Source organism: Nocardia asteroides (assembly GCF_900637185.1).
GTDB lineage: Bacteria > Actinomycetota > Actinomycetes > Mycobacteriales > Mycobacteriaceae > Nocardia > Nocardia asteroides.
Map to the genome: position 1 here is coordinate 1,767,545 of NZ_LR134352.1, position 17,759 is coordinate 1,785,303.

General features: G+C 67.7%; 12 protein-coding genes. 2 read left to right on the forward strand and 10 right to left on the reverse strand.

Annotation, left to right across the window (positions count from 1 at the left end):
* Positions 1-26 precede the first annotated feature (26 nt).
* The 9 genes from EL493_RS08270 to EL493_RS08310 all read right to left on the reverse strand — a co-directional run bounded on the left by EL493_RS08270 (position 27) and on the right by EL493_RS08310 (position 12,186).
* Positions 27-1,241 (reverse strand): DUF7373 family lipoprotein, encoded by a 1,215-nt coding sequence (locus EL493_RS08270; protein WP_022567314.1) that lies wholly within the window; start codon positions 1,239-1,241, stop codon positions 27-29.
* 79 nt (positions 1,242-1,320) lie between these two features.
* Complete coding sequence (locus EL493_RS08275) at positions 1,321-2,946, reverse strand: serine/threonine protein kinase (protein WP_022567313.1); 1,626 nt, start codon at positions 2,944-2,946, stop codon at positions 1,321-1,323.
* Positions 2,947-3,037: 91 nt separating this feature from the next.
* On the reverse strand, positions 3,038-4,252 hold the full coding sequence (locus EL493_RS08280; RefSeq protein ID WP_019045134.1) for a DUF7373 family lipoprotein: 1,215 nt from the start codon (positions 4,250-4,252) through the stop codon (positions 3,038-3,040).
* 6 nt (positions 4,253-4,258) lie between these two features.
* The gene (locus EL493_RS08285) at positions 4,259-5,482 is read right to left on the reverse strand and encodes a DUF7373 family lipoprotein (protein WP_019045135.1); all 1,224 of its coding nucleotides are present in this window, start codon (positions 5,480-5,482) and stop codon (positions 4,259-4,261) included.
* A gap of 11 nt (positions 5,483-5,493) precedes the next feature.
* A complete protein-coding gene (locus tag EL493_RS08290; protein WP_019045136.1) occupies positions 5,494-6,675 on the reverse strand; it encodes a DUF7373 family lipoprotein in 1,182 nt (393 codons plus the stop codon).
* A gap of 193 nt (positions 6,676-6,868) precedes the next feature.
* Positions 6,869-8,389: a serine/threonine-protein kinase gene (locus EL493_RS08295; RefSeq protein WP_019045137.1), complete on the reverse strand. Its 1,521-nt coding sequence runs from the start codon at positions 8,387-8,389 to the stop codon at positions 6,869-6,871.
* Between the two features lie 72 nt (positions 8,390-8,461).
* Positions 8,462-9,703, reverse strand: coding sequence for a DUF7373 family lipoprotein (locus EL493_RS08300; protein ID WP_019045138.1), 1,242 nt, complete (start codon positions 9,701-9,703; stop codon positions 8,462-8,464).
* A complete protein-coding gene (locus tag EL493_RS08305; RefSeq protein WP_019045139.1) occupies positions 9,700-10,890 on the reverse strand; it encodes a DUF7373 family lipoprotein in 1,191 nt (396 codons plus the stop codon). Before EL493_RS08305 ends, EL493_RS08300 begins: the two co-directional genes overlap by 4 nt.
* 90 nt (positions 10,891-10,980) lie before the next feature.
* A complete protein-coding gene (locus EL493_RS08310) occupies positions 10,981-12,186 on the reverse strand; it encodes a DUF7373 family lipoprotein (protein WP_019045140.1) in 1,206 nt (401 codons plus the stop codon).
* 168 nt (positions 12,187-12,354) lie between these two features.
* Between EL493_RS08310 and EL493_RS08315 the strand changes: the two genes are divergently transcribed.
* The gene (locus tag EL493_RS08315) at positions 12,355-13,662 is read left to right on the forward strand and encodes an FHA domain-containing protein (RefSeq protein WP_022567309.1); all 1,308 of its coding nucleotides are present in this window, start codon (positions 12,355-12,357) and stop codon (positions 13,660-13,662) included.
* Here EL493_RS08315 and EL493_RS08320 read toward each other — a convergent pair.
* Positions 13,659-15,104 (reverse strand): neutral zinc metallopeptidase, encoded by a 1,446-nt coding sequence (locus EL493_RS08320; protein WP_030200420.1) that lies wholly within the window; start codon positions 15,102-15,104, stop codon positions 13,659-13,661. The two genes, EL493_RS08315 and EL493_RS08320, sit on opposite strands and share 4 nt — an antisense overlap.
* 107 nt (positions 15,105-15,211) lie before the next feature.
* On the opposite strand from EL493_RS08320, the gene EL493_RS08325 reads away from it, so the two are divergent.
* Complete coding sequence (locus tag EL493_RS08325; protein WP_030200418.1) at positions 15,212-17,752, forward strand: FHA domain-containing protein; 2,541 nt, start codon at positions 15,212-15,214, stop codon at positions 17,750-17,752.
* Positions 17,753-17,759 lie beyond the last annotated feature (7 nt).

Below are 17,759 nucleotides of genomic sequence, written 5' to 3' on the forward strand. Positions count from 1 at the left end.
CGGAACAGTGAATATCGTCCTCGGCATTATTTGTCACACTTCTTCAAGATCGCATATTGTGCAGCTGCCCGTTCGATTAGGCCACCTTCGATCTCGCCGCCACTGATGGCGTTCGCAGTGACCACAGCGACGTAGCGGTCGTAGACGACCGCGCACAGTGCATCGTATTTTCGACTAGCGTCCGTTGCGTCGATCTTTATGCATTGTGAGTCGGCGAGTCCCGGCGGTGATTTCAGTATGAAGTCGTTCCGGCCAGGGGTTGCGAGGAACGTCTGTAGTTGAAAGGCTGAGGCGAGATCTCGGGTCCTGTATACGGTGCTCGCTCGGCGGCCAATCAAATCGACACCAGTCTCCTCGAATTTCTTGCGGGCTTCGACGGGGTGTCGCTCGAAATGAAGAATTCCCGAAGGTTGAAACGGTCCGAAATCTTCTTCGTAGCTGCTGATCCCCGCGCCATCGCGATCAGATCGCGCCGCTGCGCGACGCATTATATTCTCCGGGTCGAGTGGTGTGTCGAGGACATCGTCCAAGGGTGTCGGCTTGAACCGGTCCAGTGACTCTTTCTGCATGCCGACAGTTTTCGCCACCATTTCGGTTGCGCCCCGGAGGTCGGGGCTCGGAAGCTTAACCCTTGTCCAAATCACATAGCGGCCGTAAGGTTCGAAATAATCCAAAGTTCTTTCGGACTCGACGGATGCGCGGGCGCTGAGGAGGCCTGATATCTCGATCGCCTGTCGGGATGTTGTGCCCAATGTTATTCGATGGAATTCATCGGCGATCCTGGTTGCCTCGGCTTCCGTCGAGAAGTGCAGCACGGCGATCGCGAGATCCTTGGCCGACCGAACGCTCGAATTGGATTGGGAAGTCGATACCCCGCCGATGAATTTTGCGTTATTGCGGATCGGTGTCAAATATTCGTCGCCGAGTCCATTTTTCGACGACATGGCGAATGCGTCGGCGAATACCTTCGTCTCGCCGGGGCTGGCCAAACTTGGGTCCACATCAAAAGGGTGAACAAGGTGGTTTAGCATTTTGCGAGACTCGATGAGCCGAATCGACCTCGGCATTTCCATACTCCACTGGATCTCGAATGGAGTTGGCTCGTTCTTGAATGGTCCCGGACGTAGGTGATCGAGGTCGATAGGCGTTGCACCGGGTTGCGGTGTTCCTGAGACGGTTCCTCCGCAGCCCACAACCGCAAATGTGGCTACGGTGAGGAACGCGGCAAGGCGCTTCTGCATTTGATTCCCCCGTGGTGTCTGCTCGAATCCTCTTGTTACGGTCGCCGACCGTGTCTATGGCAATCGTTTCCAACGGTTGTCAGCCGATGGCCTTCGCGATTGCCGGGATCATTTTGTCGATGAGGATTCTTTGTGATTGATCGCTCCAGACCTGGAAGGCCTGGACCGTGGCTGGGTCGTCGATGACGACTACTTTTCCTTTGCCGCTGGTCATCGAGTATGGGAGGCCACGGAAGCCGCCGTTTCCGGCCTGACTGTCGGTGCGGAGTACGACGACAACGTCGGTGCTGTTTTTGACGTTGTAGTCGCCCACCGACAGTGCCCGCGGCGACTTTTCGTCGCCCACCGCCTTGAAGTCAGGGTTGTAGTCGAAGTCCAGGTCGCGCAGGAACTTCCATTGATCGCTCGGGTTGAGGACGACCGAGAGTGTGTTGTTGCCGAAGTTGTAGGCGGTGATGGTTTTTCCGCTGAACTCGGGATTCTGGCTGCGGGCCTGGGCCATCGGGTCGCCGCCGCCGGTGGGTGTGTCCGGTCGGGTCAGGGCGAAGATGCCGGTGGCGATCAAGGCTGTGACGACTACTGCGGCCAAGCCGGAGAGGAGGAGCTTGCGGGTGCGTTTGGGGCGGTGGGGCTTCGGGTTGCGGGCGGTGAGGATGTCGCTTTCGGGGACGCCGCCCTGGTAGGGCTGGCCGACGATGGCGCGGCTGGGGTCGGTGCCCCACTGGGGACTGGCGACGGCGCGGCTCGGGTCGGTGCCCCAGTGGGGGGTGACGACATCGGTGGCGGCGGTGGGTGGGCCGCCGGCGATAGGGGTGCGGGGGGTGGTGAGGAAGCCCTGGGAGGCGGGGGCCTGCATGGGGGCGCCGAAGAGGGCGGCGTGGGCGTCCTGGATGAATTCGCGGCAGGTGTTGTAGCGGTGGGCCGGGTCCTTGGCCATGACCTTGGCGATGACGTGGTCGATCGCGGGTGGGAGGTCGGGGCGGACGGCGGTGGCGCGCGGTGGGGGTTCGTGCAGGTGGCCCATCATGACCATGGCCGGCACGGTGGCGGGGTACGGGTTCTGGCCGGTGAGGAGCTTATAGAGGGAGCAGCCGAGGCTGTAGATGTCGGCGCGGTGGTCGAGCTTGGTGCCCATCAACTGCTCGGGCGGTGCGTAGGCGACGGTGGCCATGAAGTTGCCGGTCGCGGTGAGGTCCTGGCCGTCGTCGGAGGACTTGGCGACGCCGAAGTCGGTGAGCAGGACGCGTTCCTCGTCGTCGTCCTCGGCGGCGGCGATCATGAAGTTGGCCGGCTTGATGTCGCGGTGCAGCAGGCCACGGCGGTGGGCGTAGTCGAGACCCTTGCCGACCTCGCCGATGATGCGCAGCGCGCGGTGCGGCGGCATGGCCGCGGGGCCCTTGGCGACCTCGGCGGAGGCGTCGGTGCCGTCGACGTACTGCATGGCGATCCACAGCTGGCCGTCCTCGTCGCCGCGGTTGTACACCGCGACGATATTGGGATGGTCCAGGCCGGCGGCGAGGTTGGCCTCGCGTTCGAAACGCCCGCGGAACTCGGGGTCGGTCGACAGGTCGCCGCTGAGCACCTTGAGGGCGTCGCGGCGGGGCAGGCTCGGGTTCTGCGCGAGGTAGACGGTGCCCATGCCACCGGCACCGAGCACCTTGATCACTCGGTAGCCACCAACAATTGCGCCGGGCCGCAAGGCCATTCGCGTCTCCTCATCCTTCGCGCGCCCCGCAGTGCACGTCCCAACAGGGCAATGTAGCAGGTGCTGCCGTGCCTGACAGCGCTCGTGATCGTCAGCTGAACCCGACGAGCAGCTTGTATTGGGCGGCTGCCCGTTGGTACACGTCCTGCAGGTTCGTGCCGGATACGCCGAAGGCGTAGCGGCCGATGACACCGTGGCAGACCGGCGGTGCGTCGGATGCGTACTTCACCTTGGGTGTGGCGTTGTAGCAGTTGACAACTGGGAGATTCGGCGGGCTCTCGACCTTCATGTAGTCCGGGTTGCCCTCCGGGTCTTTGTCCAGCGCCGCCCGGAACCGGAGGGCAGCGGCGGCATCGCGGGCGCGGTAGATCGAGCCGGTGTCGAAAGCCACATAGTCGATGCCGGCGTCGGCGTACGCGGTGGCGATGTCCGCGGGCTTTTCCTCGAGGTGCAGGACGGCCTGGAGCGGATAGACAGCCGAGCTGCTCGTGCCCTTGTTCGGGCGTTTCGACGCCTCGGTCGGCAACGTGTGACTGAGCAGGCTTTCGGTGTCGAGTGGCAGTTCGGCGATCTCCTTCAACGGAGTCGGCGTGTACGAGCGGAGCATCTCGATCTGCTTGTCGAAGAAGCGTTGCGCGACCGTCGCGTCGGCGTCGGCGTCGTACGGCAGGCCGATCGGGTCGGAGATCCGAATGGACAGCAGCAGGTCACCGCGGGTCAGCCAGGCGCGGACGTTCTGGGAAGGCAGCGGTTCGGACTTGACTTCCACCTTGGCCAGCGCGTCGGAGTAGCCGGGGATCTGGCGAGCGGTACCGGGGCTGCGGTTGGACAGCTCGGTGGCCGCGAATTTGGCCTGGTCGGCAGTGGAGAAGCGGAGCGTGATCGTCTCCACGCTGCGGCCGGCCGAGAGTTCGGCGCGGCGGTCGGCCGAACTCTCCCACCCGGCGACTATGCCCGGGATCGCGGTGTTGAAATCCTTGGATTCGATACCGGACCCGCTGAAGTAGGGCGGGTCAGCCTCGGTGAGGTGGCGGCCGCCCTTGTATCCGGTCGCGTAGACGAAACGCGGATCGAACTGGAAGGCGACGGGCGTCGCGGCGCCGATCCGGATCGCCTCGCGCAAGGCGCCGGACGTCGGGGTCCGGGTCGATTCCAGGTCTACCGGTGTGGTCGGGTTGTTGCCGGAGTCCAGTTTCGCCACGTCGACCTGCGGCGCCGTCGACTCGGCGGCTTCCGAACCACCACCACACGCGCTCAACGCGAGACCGAGTGTCAGTATCGCGCTGCCCAGACGGAGTTTTCGCATGATCGTTTACTCGCTCTTCTTCAAGATCGCGTACTGCGCGGCGGTTCGTTCCTGCAGGATCGGGTCGACCTGCAGCGACGCGCGCGACACGGTGGCCAGCGACATGACGACAGCGACGTAGCGGTCATACACGAGGACGCAGATGCCGTTGTAGCCACGGTTCGGGTCCGATTCCTCCAGCCGCACACATTGGGCGTCGGCGATGCCAGGCGGTGGGGCGAGCTCGGTGTCGCTCTTGCCTCGCTTGGCGAGGACGGTCTGCAGCTTGAACGCGGACTCGACGTCGCGGGTCCGGTACACCGTGCTGTAGCGGCGGCCGATCAGGTCGACACCGGCCTCCTCGAAAGCCTTACGGGCTTCGGCGGGGTTGCGTTCGAAATGCAGAATTCCCGACGGCTCGAAGGTGCCGAAGTCTTCCTCGTGGTAGCTCATCCCGTACGGATCGCCGGACGGGGACTTGCCCGTTGCCCGCCGCATGATCCCGTCGGGGTCGAGTGGCAGATCGAGCAGGTCGTCAGGCGCGATCACCCGGTATTTGTCGAGGGCGGGAAGCTGCAGGTCGAGGGTCTTCTTGATCTTGGAGGCCAAGCCCGCGGAATCAGGTGTCTCCTGCGACATGCTGACGACGACCACGAACGGCCCGTGCGCCTGGAAGGAACTGACCGCGGAGCCGTCACCGCTCGAGCCGTTCGCCTCGGGGTAGCCCGAAATCGCGACCGGCTGGCGCGGTCGTTCGCCGGTCGTGCTCAGCTGGTACATCGCCGCCGCGGCGTTCTTGCTGTCCTGCGCGGTCGCGAAGTGCAGCACGCTCAGGTGCATGCCCCTCGTGTCACGCACGCTGCCGTTGGTCCGCGATGCGGTGACACCGGCGATGAAGTGGTTGTCGTCCACCGCCGCCTTGAACATCTCGGGCAGGCCGTCGTCCTTCGACATGTCCGCGCCGTCGGCGAACACCCTGGTGGTTCCCCGCTTCGACAGTTCGGGGTCGACATCGATGGACTGGATCAAGACATCGAGCAGCCGCCTGCCCTCGATCAGTCTGACCGTTTTCGCCGTGTCGGAGTACTTCAGTTCGAAAGTGGTCGGCTCGGTGACGGCCGCACCGGTCTTGAGGGTGGCCAGGTCGACCGGAGCCATGCCAGGTTTGGCCTGGCCGGAAATGGGTGCGGCGCAACCGGAGCCGATGATCAGGACGGTGAGCAGCCCAGCCAGCCGAGCGGTGTTCTTCATCGTGGAAATCCTCATCGGCGCGTGAGCAGAACGTACTGCGCGGCAACCTGCTGGTGCAGATCCTGCAAGTTCTTGTTGCGAATCTGGACGGCGTACCGGTCGACCTGCAGATAGCAGATGTAGTCGGAGGTCCGCACTTCGCCGCCCGACTCGTAGGTGTTGGCTCGGCACACTGCCGCGTCGCCGAGGCCCGCAGGAGCCTGCGCGTCCTTGCTGTCCTTGTCCGGTGCCTTCCATGCGCCGAATTGGCTCTTCGCCCCGGCCTCGGTGGCGGAGCGGAAGACGACCGTGTCGCCGAAGGAGATCAGGTCGATGTCGTGCTCGGCGAAGGTGCCCAGCAGTTCGGCATCGGGGTCGGCGAACAAACTCAGCGCGCCGCGACCGGTGAAATATCCGTCGGGCTGGGCCCGCACCGGCGCCGACGGATCCGACGGCAGCGTCCGCCCGACCAGCCCGATCGGGTCCAGCGGCACCCGTTCGATCTGGTCCGACGGGGTCGGCACGAACTTGTCCAACAGCGGAATCTGCACCTCGAGCGCGCGCTCGACCTGCGCCTGCAGCGAGGGCAGGTCGGGCGCCTTGGTCTCGTCGTCGAGCTTCATGAAGATCACGTAGCGGTCGTGGACCGTCCAGGACCCGATCGAGGAGACCGACGGACGCCAGTGCGCGTAGGTCTTCGGGTACTTGGTGATCGACACCTTCTCGTTGTCGGTGTTGTAGGTGAAGTCGTCGTTCTCGAGGATCGGCGCGACCGTCTCGGCGGTCTTCGCGTCGGGGAAGATCAGGACCGAGAGGTTGAGGCTGCGGCGGGGGTTGCCGCCGGTCGGCTCGGTGGCCCAGGAGTTCAGCCAGCCCGCGACCAGGTCCTCGGCGACCTCGTCGAAGGTGTCGTTGATGATGAGCCGGCCCAGACCCTTGCGATTCAGCACGATCTGGGTGGGCTGGACCAGCGATTCCTTGCGGTTGTCGTAGACGTAGGCCGGGTCGATCTCGAACGGCAGCGCCACATAGTCGCCGAGACGCTGGGCTTCGTACGCGCGGCCTTGATTCAGGCTCTTGGCGTTGCCGACCGTGCGTGGCTGGGTCTGGTAGTTGCCGTAATCGAGATTCGCCGTGTCCGGTTCGATCCGGGCCGCGCTGCCCGAGACCTGCGAGCCACACCCGACCGCGAACACGGCGACCGCCGCCAACACCGCTGAGCGCGTAATCGATGCACCACGGATGAGCCGCACGCTCTCCCCCTCCAACTGCCTATCCGATCCGAACATGGAGCGACACCGTGACGTCGCAGCCCACCCCACCCCGGGATCTGGTCCGCGGGCATAGTAGCGCACCGACACCGTGCGCAACCACGCCAGACGCACGGGCGCCCGCGCGGATCACCGTCTACTTGATCCGGCTCTTCAGGGTGGGGAGGAGGCGGGAGAGCAGGGTTTGTTCGGAGGCGGCGGTCCAGGTGCGCAGGGAGGTGACGGTGATGGGATCGTCGATGGGGATGACGGTGGCGCGGGAGCCGGTGATCTGGAAGGGGAGGCCGAGCAGGCCGCCGCCGCCGGCCTTGGGGTCGCTGCGGACGGCGAGGATGTAGCTGTCGTCGGCGACGTCGAGCTGCTGGGTGGAGCTGGTGACCGGGCGGGGGGAGGGTTCCTCGCCGGACTTGGTGTAGTTGAAGTTGTAGACGAAACCCAGGTCTTCGAAGAACTTGATCGGGAGGGTGCCGCCGAGGTAGGTGGCGACCTTGCTGTCGGCGTCCACGTCGACGAGCAGGATGGACTTGCCCGCGAAGGCGGGGTTGTCCTTGCGGGCCTGTTCGAGGGGGCTCAGCGCGACCTGGCTGGTGGTGGGGCTCGGCGGCGGGGTGCCGTCGCCGCTGGAAGCCCAGATGCCGATGCCCGCCGCGACGGCGACGACGGCGACCAGGGCGCCACCGGCCAGCAGCAACTTGTTCTTCGAATTCCTCGGTGCGGCAACCGGACTCGGTGCCGGTGCCGGTGCCTGCTGCGCCCACTGCGGAGGCGTCTGGATCGGGTAGGTCGGCGAGGTGTGGTGGCCGGTCGGGTTCGAGCCGGGGATCAGGGCCGCGGCCGCCGCGTCGGTGAACGCGCGGCAGGTGGTGAAGCGTTCGTTGGGGTTCTTCGCCATGGCGCGGGCGAAGACCTGGTCGAGGGCGGGCGGCAGGCCGGGGCGCACCTCGGTGGGGCGCGGCGGCGGCTCGTGCAGGTGGCCCATCATCACCAGGGCGGGCTGGGTCGCGGGGTAGGGGTTGCGGCCGGTGAGGAGTTTGAAGAAGGCGCAGGCCAGGCTGTAGATGTCGGCGCGGTGGTCGAGGTGGCCGCCGGAGAGCTGTTCGGGCGGGGCGTAGGCGATGGTGGCCAGGAAGCTGCCGGTCTGGGTGAGTTCGGAGGCGTCGTCGGCCGACTTGGCGACGCCGAAGTCGGTGAGCAGTACCCGCTCGTCGTCGCCGTAGGTGTCGGAGAGCAGGAAATTCGCGGGTTTCACGTCGCGGTGCAGCAGGCCGCGGTGGTGGGCGAAGTCCAGGCCCTTGCCGACCTCGGTGGTGATGCGCAGGGCCCGCAGCGGGGTCATCGCGTGCGGGTCGCGGGCGAGTTCGGCGGCGGCGTCGGTGCCTTCGACGAACTGCATGGCGATCCACAGCTGGCCGTTCTCCTCGCCGCGGTTGTAGACCGAGACGATGTTCGGGTGGTCCAGTCCGGCGGCGAGATTGGCTTCGCGCTCGAACCGGGCGCGGAACTCGGGGTCACGGCTGAGTTCGGAGCTGAGGATCTTCAGTGCGTCGGTGCGCGGCAGGCTCGGGTGCGCGGCCAGGTACACCGAACCCATGCCGCCCGCGCCCAGCTTGCGGATGATTCGGTAGCCACCGACGATGGTGCCCGGGCTCATCGCCATCTCTCACGATCTCCTGACTCGTAACTGCCTCGCCTCGGCGGGAGCATAGTGACCGCCGCGGCGGAGTTCATGTCAACGGCTGTTGGCGAAGACGGCGTACTGCGCCGCCGCGCGTTGCTGGGCGTCGAGGAGCTGTTCGCTGCCGACGATGCCGACGTACTGCTTGTAGGCGACCAGGCAGCTGAAGCGTTTCTTGGCTTCCAGCGGCTTGTTCTCCGCGCAGGTCGCGGCGGGGAGATTGGGTGGCGGGGCCGCCTCGGCCTTGGTCGGCCAGGGGAAGATCTTGTCGGTGACGGCGCGCGCGGCCGACTGGGGGTCGGCGGTCCGGATGCCGATCGAGCCCCAGGAGATCGCGACCTGCTCGGCGTTCATCCTGGTGAGCTGCTGGTCGATGTAGAGGCGATGGTCGGGGAGCGGGCCGCCCGCGTAATGCAGGATGCCGTGCTTGCCGGTGACCAGGAAGTAGGAGCCCTCGGGGCTGGTGAGCTTGTCGGGGTTGAGGGTGCGCATCAGCAGGTGGTCGGGGTCCCAGGGCTGGGTCATGACCTGCTCGTCGGTGAGCGGGGTGGTCCGGCCCAGCGCCTCGATCTGCTTGGTGAGGGCGGTCTCGGCGAGGGTGGTCAGCGCGGGCAGGTCCGGGGTCGCGACCGAGAGCAGGAACGAGATCACGTACGGCCCGTGGGCGAGCACCGTACGCAGGAACGGCGAGTCCGGACGCCACTGGGAGTGGGCCGCGGGGTATTTCGGCAGCGACACCGGCTGGTTGCGGCCCTCCTGGCGGGCGAAGTCGGCGTCGTGGAAGTCCTTGGCGGCGGCGGTGGCCCGGTCGGCGTCGGGGAACTGGAAGATCATCGTGGTGGCGGTGAGCCGGTTGTCGCCCTTCTTGGACGGCCACCCGCCGCTGGTGCTGACGCTGGTGTCCTTGGCCGCGCCGCTGGAATGGAAGCCGTAGAGCATCTTGTGCTTCTCGGCGACGGCCGTGATCGCGGTCGCGTCGCCGAGCTCGGCGGGCATCAACCGGGCGTTGTCCACGTCGGCGCGGTTGCCGTAGATCATCTGCGGGTCGATGTCGTAGGCCGTGATCGCGTAGTCGGCGATGCGCATGCCCGCCAGTTTGTACATCTCGTAGAAGGCGGGGACGGGATCGTCGTCGTGGGCGTTGGGCGGCTCGGTGGGGTAGGGGCCCACATCGAGCGCGCGGACATCGATCTCGCCGGGCACGCCGGCGCCGGGCACGGTCGCACCGCAGGCGGTGAGGACGGCGGTCAGGACGGCGGCGAGCAGCAGGGGCACGGTGCGTTTCGGCATGGTCATTTCGCGTTCACCAGCAGGGCGTACTGCGCGGAGATGCGCTGTTGGGCGTCGAGGAGCTGATTGGACCAGACATAGGCGGCGTAGCGGTCGTAGGACACCGCGCAGTAGAAGCGCACGGCCAGCCGTTCCCGGCCGATGTACTCCTTGCACCGGGCGAAGGGCAGGTTCTGCGGCGCTTCGGCGGCGGTGAACTTGCGGGTCAGGCCGCCGAGCTCGTCGCGCACCGCCTGCGCGGCCGCGACGTCGCGCGCACGGTAGACATCGGAGCCGTCGCTGGCGAACAGGTCGACGCCGTTGGCCTCGATCATCGCCGCCGCGCTCTCCGGATCGGAGGTGAAGTGGCGGGCGGTGCGGCCCGCGTAGACGCCGGGCGGGTTGATCCAGGAGTCCTCGCGGGGACGGGGCGAGGTGCGGCCGAGCATGCCGTCGCGGTCGCGCTGCAGAGTCAGCAGTTTGTCGGTGGGGGTGGGGGTGAACTTCGCGACCGAGGCGACGATGGTGTCGAGGCTCTTGCGGGTCAGTTCCACCAGCGCCTGCTGGTCGACCTTCTCCAGATAGATCTTCAGGTAGTCGTAGAACCAGGTGTAGATGACGAGATGCCCGGTGGCGAACCAGGATCCGATCGACTGCTGATCGGGCTGCCAATGCGCTTTCGCCGCCGGATAACCGGGAATCTCGATCGGGCGATTGTTCGGCGCGTAGCCGAAATCGAGTTTCTCCAGTTCGATCGCGGCGGTGGCGGCCTTCTGCTCGTCGGGGAAGATCATCACGGCGTTGACCATGTCGATGCCCTTGTTGTGCGGCGCGGTCTCGGCCGAACTCACGAAACCGCCGATGAAATCCGGGGCGATCTCGGTGAACCGGTCGACGGCCATGATCTTGCCGAGCGAGGCCTCCGCGTCGATGAACACCGAGGCGATCGACGGATTGGTGTGCACGAAGCGCGGATCAATGTCGGCAGGCGCTGGCACGAAGTCGCCGAGGCGCTCGGCCTCGATGAAGCGGGCCTGATCCATACTGGCCACGGCGCCGACCTGACGCGGCTGGGTGGCGTAGCTGCCGACGTCGAGCGTGGCCAGGTCGACGGGCGGATCAATGGCCGACGTGGTGGTGTCGGCGCCGGTGCCGCAGGCCGTCGCGGTCGTGAGCAAGGCCGCGGCCAGTACGGCGCACGCCGCTCGGGACATTCCCCGGGTCCGCACGACGATCACCCTCCCCGAATCGATGGTCGGCGGAATCCTACGACACCCGGGTCGGGAAAGGGTGGGCTCGTCGGCTCACAAACTGTTGGCCAGCAGGGCGTACTGAGCGGATATCTTCTGCCGGACCTCGGGTTCCTGATCGGAACTCACAATGCCCAGATACCGCTTGTACGGCACGTAGCAGCGGTATTTGTATTCCTCGTCCTTGTCGCCCTTGCTGTTGAGCCGCAGGCATTTGGCGCCGGGGATGTCGGTGGGAGCGGGCAGGGCGTCGTAGTGGCCCGCGGAGTCGATGAGGCCGGTCATCAGGGCCTGGGCGCCTGCCAGGTCGCGCACGCGGGTGACCGAGCCGCCGTCGACGAGGGCGATGGACTCGGCACCCGACGATTCGATCAGGCGCTGGCGGGCGGTCTGGTCGTCGGCGTTGTTCACCAGGTGGCTCGGGCTGTAGACCGCGAAGGCGTGCTGGTTCGGTTCCATCTCGGCGCGGTCGGCGACCACGGCCCTGGCGAGCAGGCCTTCCGGGTCCACCGGCAGGTCGTCGAGTTTCTCGACCGGGGTGGGCGCGAACGTGCGGAGCTGGGTGAGTTCGGCGGCCAGGGTCTTGTCGACCCAGGCGGTGAGATCGGCCGAGTCGGCGCGCGGACGCTGGATGAACAGCGAGATCACGAACTGCTCGTGCGCCAGGAACGCGCCGATGGTCGGCACGTTCGGCCGCCAATGCACGTACGCCTCCGGGTATTTGGTGGAGGCGAGCTTGCGGTTCTCCGGGGAGACCGCCAGGTCGACGTCCTCGAGTTCGCGCGCCGCGAGGGTGGCCGCGGTGGCATCGGGGAAGCGGAACACCGCGGTGGTGACCGCCGTCGCGTCGGCGGCGGGTCGATTCTCGCCCGCCGGATCGGCCTGGTCGGAACCGAGCGCGGCGTAGCCGGTGACGAATTTCCGGTTCTCCAGAACGGGTTTGGAGACATGGGCGACGAAGTCGAGCGCGCCGGCCACGTCGGGTACCACGGTGCCGCCGCGTCCGTGCGACAGCGACGGATCGATCTTCACCGCGGGCACCACCGCCGCGGACATGCGCGTGCCTTCGACGAGCGCGCCCGCCTCGCCCGCGGTGTCGGTGTAGCGGTGGCGGTCCACGGCGTAGGTGCCCGTCTCCAGCTTGCGCACATCGGGTTCGGCGGCCACCGGGCTGCCGTCGACCGCGCACCCGGTGAGAGCGGCTGCCAGCGCGGCGCAACACAGTGCCGACGCGATCCGGATCGTGGTCGAATTGCTCATCACTGGCCCCTCGAGTTTCCTCCCGCTGTACCAGTGAAGTTACCGGAGTATCGACGCCCAGGGGGACCGAAGCGCGGGGCTTTGCCATAGTCTGGACTGCATGGCGACGACCCTGCTGCGCGGTTCCGGTGGAGGCCGATACCTGTGAGGGATCGGCAGGTCGAAGTCGTGCACGGAAGTCATGCGGTCGCGCGGGTCGCGGGCGCGGTGATCGTCGTCGCGCATCGCGGACACGGCAGGCTCGGACCCGACGACACCGCGGCGGTCGCCCTCGAGTCGCTGGCCGAGCTGGTGCGCGCCGCCGCCGAGGAGGAGCCGACCGGCCCCGGCGCGCAGGTGGCGCGACAGGCCACCCGCTGGCTGATGAAGTACGCCGAACAGATCTCACCGGGCACGCCGATCGATTTCGGCGTGCTCTCCGCGGCCGACAACGGCGGCGTCGCGATCTTCCTGCACGGTGCGGTGACGGCGGTGCTGGCCGGCGACGGCGGCACCGAGTACTACCGCGGCAGCGACGCGGCTTTCACCGTCGACCGGGTGGCCTCCGAGCCCGCCAAGGCCGTCGCGCTGTTCGTCGACGACGCCAAGGGCCGGATTCCCGATCTGCCGCCGGATCGCGGCATCGGCTGGCTGGTCGAGGGCATCGCCCAGGCGGGCGGTGCGGTCGTGTGGTCCAACGGGGTGCGCTCGCGGGTGCGCACCGCCGAACCCGCCGGTGACAGCCTCCGCCCGCCGCCGCCCACCGCCCGCATCGATCGGGAACCGCGTCCGGCGCAGGGGGATTCGCGCCCGGCCGAGCCGCCCGCCACCGGCATGCAGCCGGCGACCTCGCTGATGGACGCGGCGACCAGCGCCACCGGGCCCGCGCACGCCGCGGTCGCCCCGCCGCCCGCCGACCCGCACACCGCCGAGACCCGGCACGCGGGCACCAATCCGGCGCCCGAACCCGACCCCGACCTGCAGCGTCGCCTGGAGGCGACCGCGCGATCGACGGTGCTCACCGTGAAGGTGATGGGATTCAAGTGCGCGCGTGCGCATCCCAGCGATCCGCGGTCGGCGTTCTGCACGGTGTGCGGCATGCCGGTCGACCAGACCCAGGCGCTGAGCGAAGTGGTGCGCCCGCCGCTGGGCATGCTCGTCCTCGACGACGGCATGACCTATCTGCTCGCCGCCGACGCCGTGATCGGCCGCGACCCCGAGAACTCCGAGGCGGCCCAGCGCGGGCTCATCCCGCTGCGCGTGGACGACACCTCCGGCGGCATGTCGCGCGCGCATGCCGAAGTGCACCTGGTGAATTGGGACGTGCAGCTGCTCGACCGCGGCTCCACCAACGGCACCCGCTCCCGGCTGCCCGGCTACCGCGACTGGATCCGGCTCACCCCGAACCAGCCGATGGTGCTGATCCCCGGCACCGAGGTGATGATCGGCAACCGCGTGCTCCGCTACGAACCCGCGGCGCCGCCGCCGTTCGGCTAGGAATACCGCGACAGGCAGGTGGTCTCGCCGTTGAGGACGCCCGCGCGGAAGGCGTCGACGCGGGAGAATCCGCTCGGCACCGTGTTGCCCTCGGTGTCGCTGGCCGCCAGGCCGTCGGTGAGCAGGCCGGAGACGGCCTCGTCCAGATCGCCCGCGGACAGCTGGATGTCGCCCTGGGCGGGCGGGCGGCCCGGCTGGGCCAGCTTGCCGGTGACCACCCCGGACAGGCAGGCCGCGCGCAGGCCGGTCTTCGCGCCGGTCAGCGCCTGTCCGTGGCTGCGCTGCACGGCCAGGGTGTAGCGGGAGATGAATACGACGTAGCCGTTGTAGTCGCCGCTGACCTTCACCGGCAGCGGACCGTCGTCGTCGGTGTCGACCGATCCGCGTTCGGCCAGCGCGGGCACGTCGGTGGCGATGACGTTCTTCGCCGGGCAGTAGGACACCGGCTCGGTGGCCGCGCCGTCCTTGCAGTCGATCTTGGCGCCGGAGTACTCGTAGGTGGGGGCCTGCTGCACCGGCAGGATCGCCTGCAGTGCCTTGCTCAGCTCCACCAGGTTCTCCTTGGAGATCGGGTACTCGCCGCGGCCCTGATCACCGGAGAAGCTCTGCGGCAGGTTGCCGCGGCGCTGGTCGATCTCCTCGTCGTCGATGCCCTTGCAGCCGCGCGGGCCGTCGGTGAACCCGATCTGCACGGCGGTGACCCGCTCGAACGCCGATCCGTGCACGCTCTCCGGATCGTCGGGATCGGAGTCGCGGATCGAAACGGTCGCGGCCAGTACCGAATTCAGGCCGTCGGAGGTGTTGATGGTGAAGTGCTTCGATTTGCCCTCGGCGACGTGCCGCATGAACGCCCCGGCGAAGCAGTCGGCCTGCTGTTCCTTGACCAGCACCGGCGTCTTCTTGGTGACCAGCTTGGCCATGGTCTGGATGGCGTGGCCGTACTCGTGCGCCAGCACCATGACCACCGACATCTTCCCGAACGTCTCGGTCATGGTGGGCAGCAGCATCGCGCGGTCCCAGCCGATGGAGTTGTCGCTGCGGCAGTAGGCGGCGTTGACCAGGTGGTAGGTGGTCTCCTTGCAGAACTCGATCGCCTGGTTGCGCGCGGCGCGGGCGTTCCACGAGACCAGCTTCTCCACCGGCTCGAAGGTCTCGCCGCGGAACTCGGTGGCGAACGCGGCCTGCCAGTACGCCTGGATGTCGTCGATGGCGTTGAGGGCCAGCGCGTCGACCTCGCCGCCGTCACCGTTGGCGGCGGTCAGCTCCGAATCGGGGACGCCGGGACGCGGGCCGTTCGGGCCGCCGGTGGTGGGCAGCCCGGCCACCTGGAACGGGTCGTCGTAGATCGAGACACCGTGGCCGTCGATCGCCCTGGTGCACCCCACACACAGCAGTGCGCATAGCACAGCGGTGATCGCAACGAACACTTGGCCTTTCGACATCGGTCCCCCTGGTCGGCCGGATACATGTGCAGGTCGGGCGCCGGATCGGGCCTGCGGCCGTCTCGGGGGCACCGCCGATGTCCGGGCGATGGCATAGTATCCGCTCCATGTCTTCACCGGGGGCGCAGACCATCACCGTGCGCCATGATGGAACCGAACGAGTCTTCGAAGCGAGTCAGCAGATCACCATGGGTCGCGCGCCCGAGGTGACGCTGTTCGTGGACAGTCCGCTGGTCTCGCGCGTGCACGCCACTCTGCGCTTCCAGAACGGCGCCTGGGTACTGGCCGACAACGGCAGTACCAACGGCGTTTTCGTGGACGCGCGCCGGCTGAACCAGCCGGTTTCGATCGATCGGCCCACACAGGTGCGTCTGGGGGACGCCATCAGTGGGCCGCTGCTGCATCTGGTGCCCGCGGCGCCGTCGTCGCGGCACGCCGCCACGATGCTCGCGTCACCCTCGCAGCCGCAACAGCAACAGCCGCGTCCACCACAACGTCCGCAGCAGCCCTTCCCACCGCAGTCCAGACCCACCCCGCACGTGCCGCAACAGCCACCGCAGCCGCAGTACGTGCCCACCTCGCAGTTGCCATCGCAGCCGATGGCGCCGCAGGACAACATCAACATGACCCGGCGCGCCGACTCCTCGATGCTGCCGCCGGTCCGCAAGTCGGCCTCCACCGAACCGGTGGCGCGCGGTGACCGCATCCCGCCCGGCGGCCTGAGCATCGGCCGTACCTCCGACAACCAGATCGTGGTCAACGATCCGCTGGCCTCCCGTCAGCACGCGCGGCTGGTGTCCTCGCCGGAGGGCCTGGTCATCGAGGACCTCGGGTCGGCCAACGGCACCTTCGTCAACGGTCACCGGCAGCAGCGCACCGTGCTGCGCGAGCGTGACATCGTCACCATCGGCAATATCGACTTCGTCGTCGCGCAGGGCGCGCTGGCCCATCGGCAGAAGCCGGTGGCCGAGCTCGGGCTGTCGGTGCACGGGGTCGGGTTCACCGTCGAAGGCAACAAGCAGCTGCTCGTCGACGTCAACATGCAGGCGGGTCGCGGCACGCTGACCGCGCTGATCGGCCCCTCGGGCGCGGGCAAGTCGACGCTGTCGAAACTGATCGCGGGCAACACCCAGCCCTCCGGCGGTGTGGTTACCTTCGAGGGCCGCAACCTGCACGCCGAGTACGAGGCGCTGCGCTCCCGTATCGGCATGGTCCCGCAGGACGACGTGCTGCACCGCCAGCTCACCGTCCGCCAGGCGCTCGGCTTCGCCGCCGAGCTGCGCCTGCCGCCGGACACCACCAAGGCCGACCGGCAGCAGGTGATCGACGGTGTGCTGAAGGAGCTCTCGCTCACCCAGCACGCCGACACCCGCGTCGACCGGCTCTCCGGCGGTCAGCGCAAGCGTGCCTCGGTGGCGATGGAACTGCTCACCGGCCCGTCGCTGCTGATCCTGGACGAGCCCACCTCGGGTCTGGACCCGGCGCTGGACCGCCAGGTCATGCAGATGCTGCGCGAGCTGGCCGACGCGGGCCGCGTGGTGATCGTGGTGACCCACTCGGTGGCGTGCCTGGACATGTGCGACCAGGTGGTGCTGCTCGCGCCCGGCGGCAAGACCGCCTTCGCCGGTCATCCGGGTGGCGTCGGCGCCGCGCTCGGCACCAGCGACTGGGCCGAGATCTTCGCCAAGGTCGCCGCGAATCCCGACCAGGCCTTCGCGGCCTACCGGTCCCGGCAGGCGTATGTGCCACCGCCGCCGCCACCGCAGCCGATGCAGCGTGGGAACGCGGGCGCGCCGCCGCAGTCGAGCGGCATGCGGCAGTTCAGCACGCTGGCGCGACGGCAGCTGCGGCTGATCTTCGCCGACCGCGGCTATCTCACCTTCCTGGTGGTGCTGCCGTTCATCCTCGGCGCGCTGTCGCTGGTGGTGCCGGGTAGCGACGGCTTCACCGAGGGCCCGCTGATCGCGCAGCCCGACGGGTCATTCGCCCGCTCCAGCGGTGGTGAGGCCCAGCAGCTGCTGGTCGTGCTCATCCTGGGCGCCTGCTTCATGGGCGCCACGCTGACCGTGCGTGACCTGGTCGGCGAGCGCTCGATCTTCTACCGCGAGCGCGCGGTGGGCCTGCTGCCGTCGGCCTATCTGATGGCCAAGATCGTGGTGTTCAGCGTGACCGCGTTCCTGCAGTCGGCGGTGCTGGTCGGCATCACGCTGATCGGCAAGAAGGCACCGCAGGAGGGCGCGCTGTTCCCGAGCGGCAGCCTCGAGCTCTACCTCGACATCGCGATGACCGCGGTCTGCTGTGTGGTGTTCGGTCTGCTGATGTCGAGCCTGGCCAAGTCCAACGAGCAGGTCATGCCGATGCTCGTGGTGATGATCATGGTGCAGCTGGTGATGGCCGGTGGCCTGATCCCGGTGACCGACCGCGTCGGCCTGGAGCAGGTGTCGTACCTGTTCCCGTCGCGCTGGGGTTACGCCGCCGGTGCGGCGACTGTGGATCTGCGCGAGTTGGTCATCGGCGCGCAGGAGGACGCGCTGTGGGAGCACAAGCCGGGGATCTGGATCGCCGACATCGTGCTGCTGATCATCATCACCTCGATCCTGGCGGTCATCACCTGGAGCCGCCTGCGCCTGAAGAAGTCGCAGGCATGATCGGTCA

What these genes read in the sequence shown, in the direction of transcription:
- EL493_RS08275 (WP_022567313.1), bottom strand. Translation starts at nt 2,946, where the DNA reads ATGGCCTTGCGGCCCGGCGCAATTGTTGGTGGCTACCGAGTGATCAAG.
- EL493_RS08270 (WP_022567314.1), bottom strand. Translation starts at nt 1,241, where the DNA reads ATGCAGAAGCGCCTTGCCGCGTTCCTCACCGTAGCCACATTTGCGGTT.
- EL493_RS08320 (WP_030200420.1), bottom strand. Translation starts at nt 15,104, where the DNA reads ATGTCGAAAGGCCAAGTGTTCGTTGCGATCACCGCTGTGCTATGCGCA.
- EL493_RS08310 (WP_019045140.1), bottom strand. Translation starts at nt 12,186, where the DNA reads ATGAGCAATTCGACCACGATCCGGATCGCGTCGGCACTGTGTTGCGCC.
- EL493_RS08295 (WP_019045137.1), bottom strand. Translation starts at nt 8,389, where the DNA reads ATGGCGATGAGCCCGGGCACCATCGTCGGTGGCTACCGAATCATCCGC.
- EL493_RS08280 (WP_019045134.1), bottom strand. Translation starts at nt 4,252, where the DNA reads ATGCGAAAACTCCGTCTGGGCAGCGCGATACTGACACTCGGTCTCGCG.
- EL493_RS08285 (WP_019045135.1), bottom strand. Translation starts at nt 5,482, where the DNA reads ATGAAGAACACCGCTCGGCTGGCTGGGCTGCTCACCGTCCTGATCATC.
- EL493_RS08305 (WP_019045139.1), bottom strand. Translation starts at nt 10,890, where the DNA reads ATGTCCCGAGCGGCGTGCGCCGTACTGGCCGCGGCCTTGCTCACGACC.
- EL493_RS08325 (WP_030200418.1), top strand. Translation starts at nt 15,212, where the DNA reads ATGTCTTCACCGGGGGCGCAGACCATCACCGTGCGCCATGATGGAACC.
- EL493_RS08300 (WP_019045138.1), bottom strand. Translation starts at nt 9,703, where the DNA reads ATGACCATGCCGAAACGCACCGTGCCCCTGCTGCTCGCCGCCGTCCTG.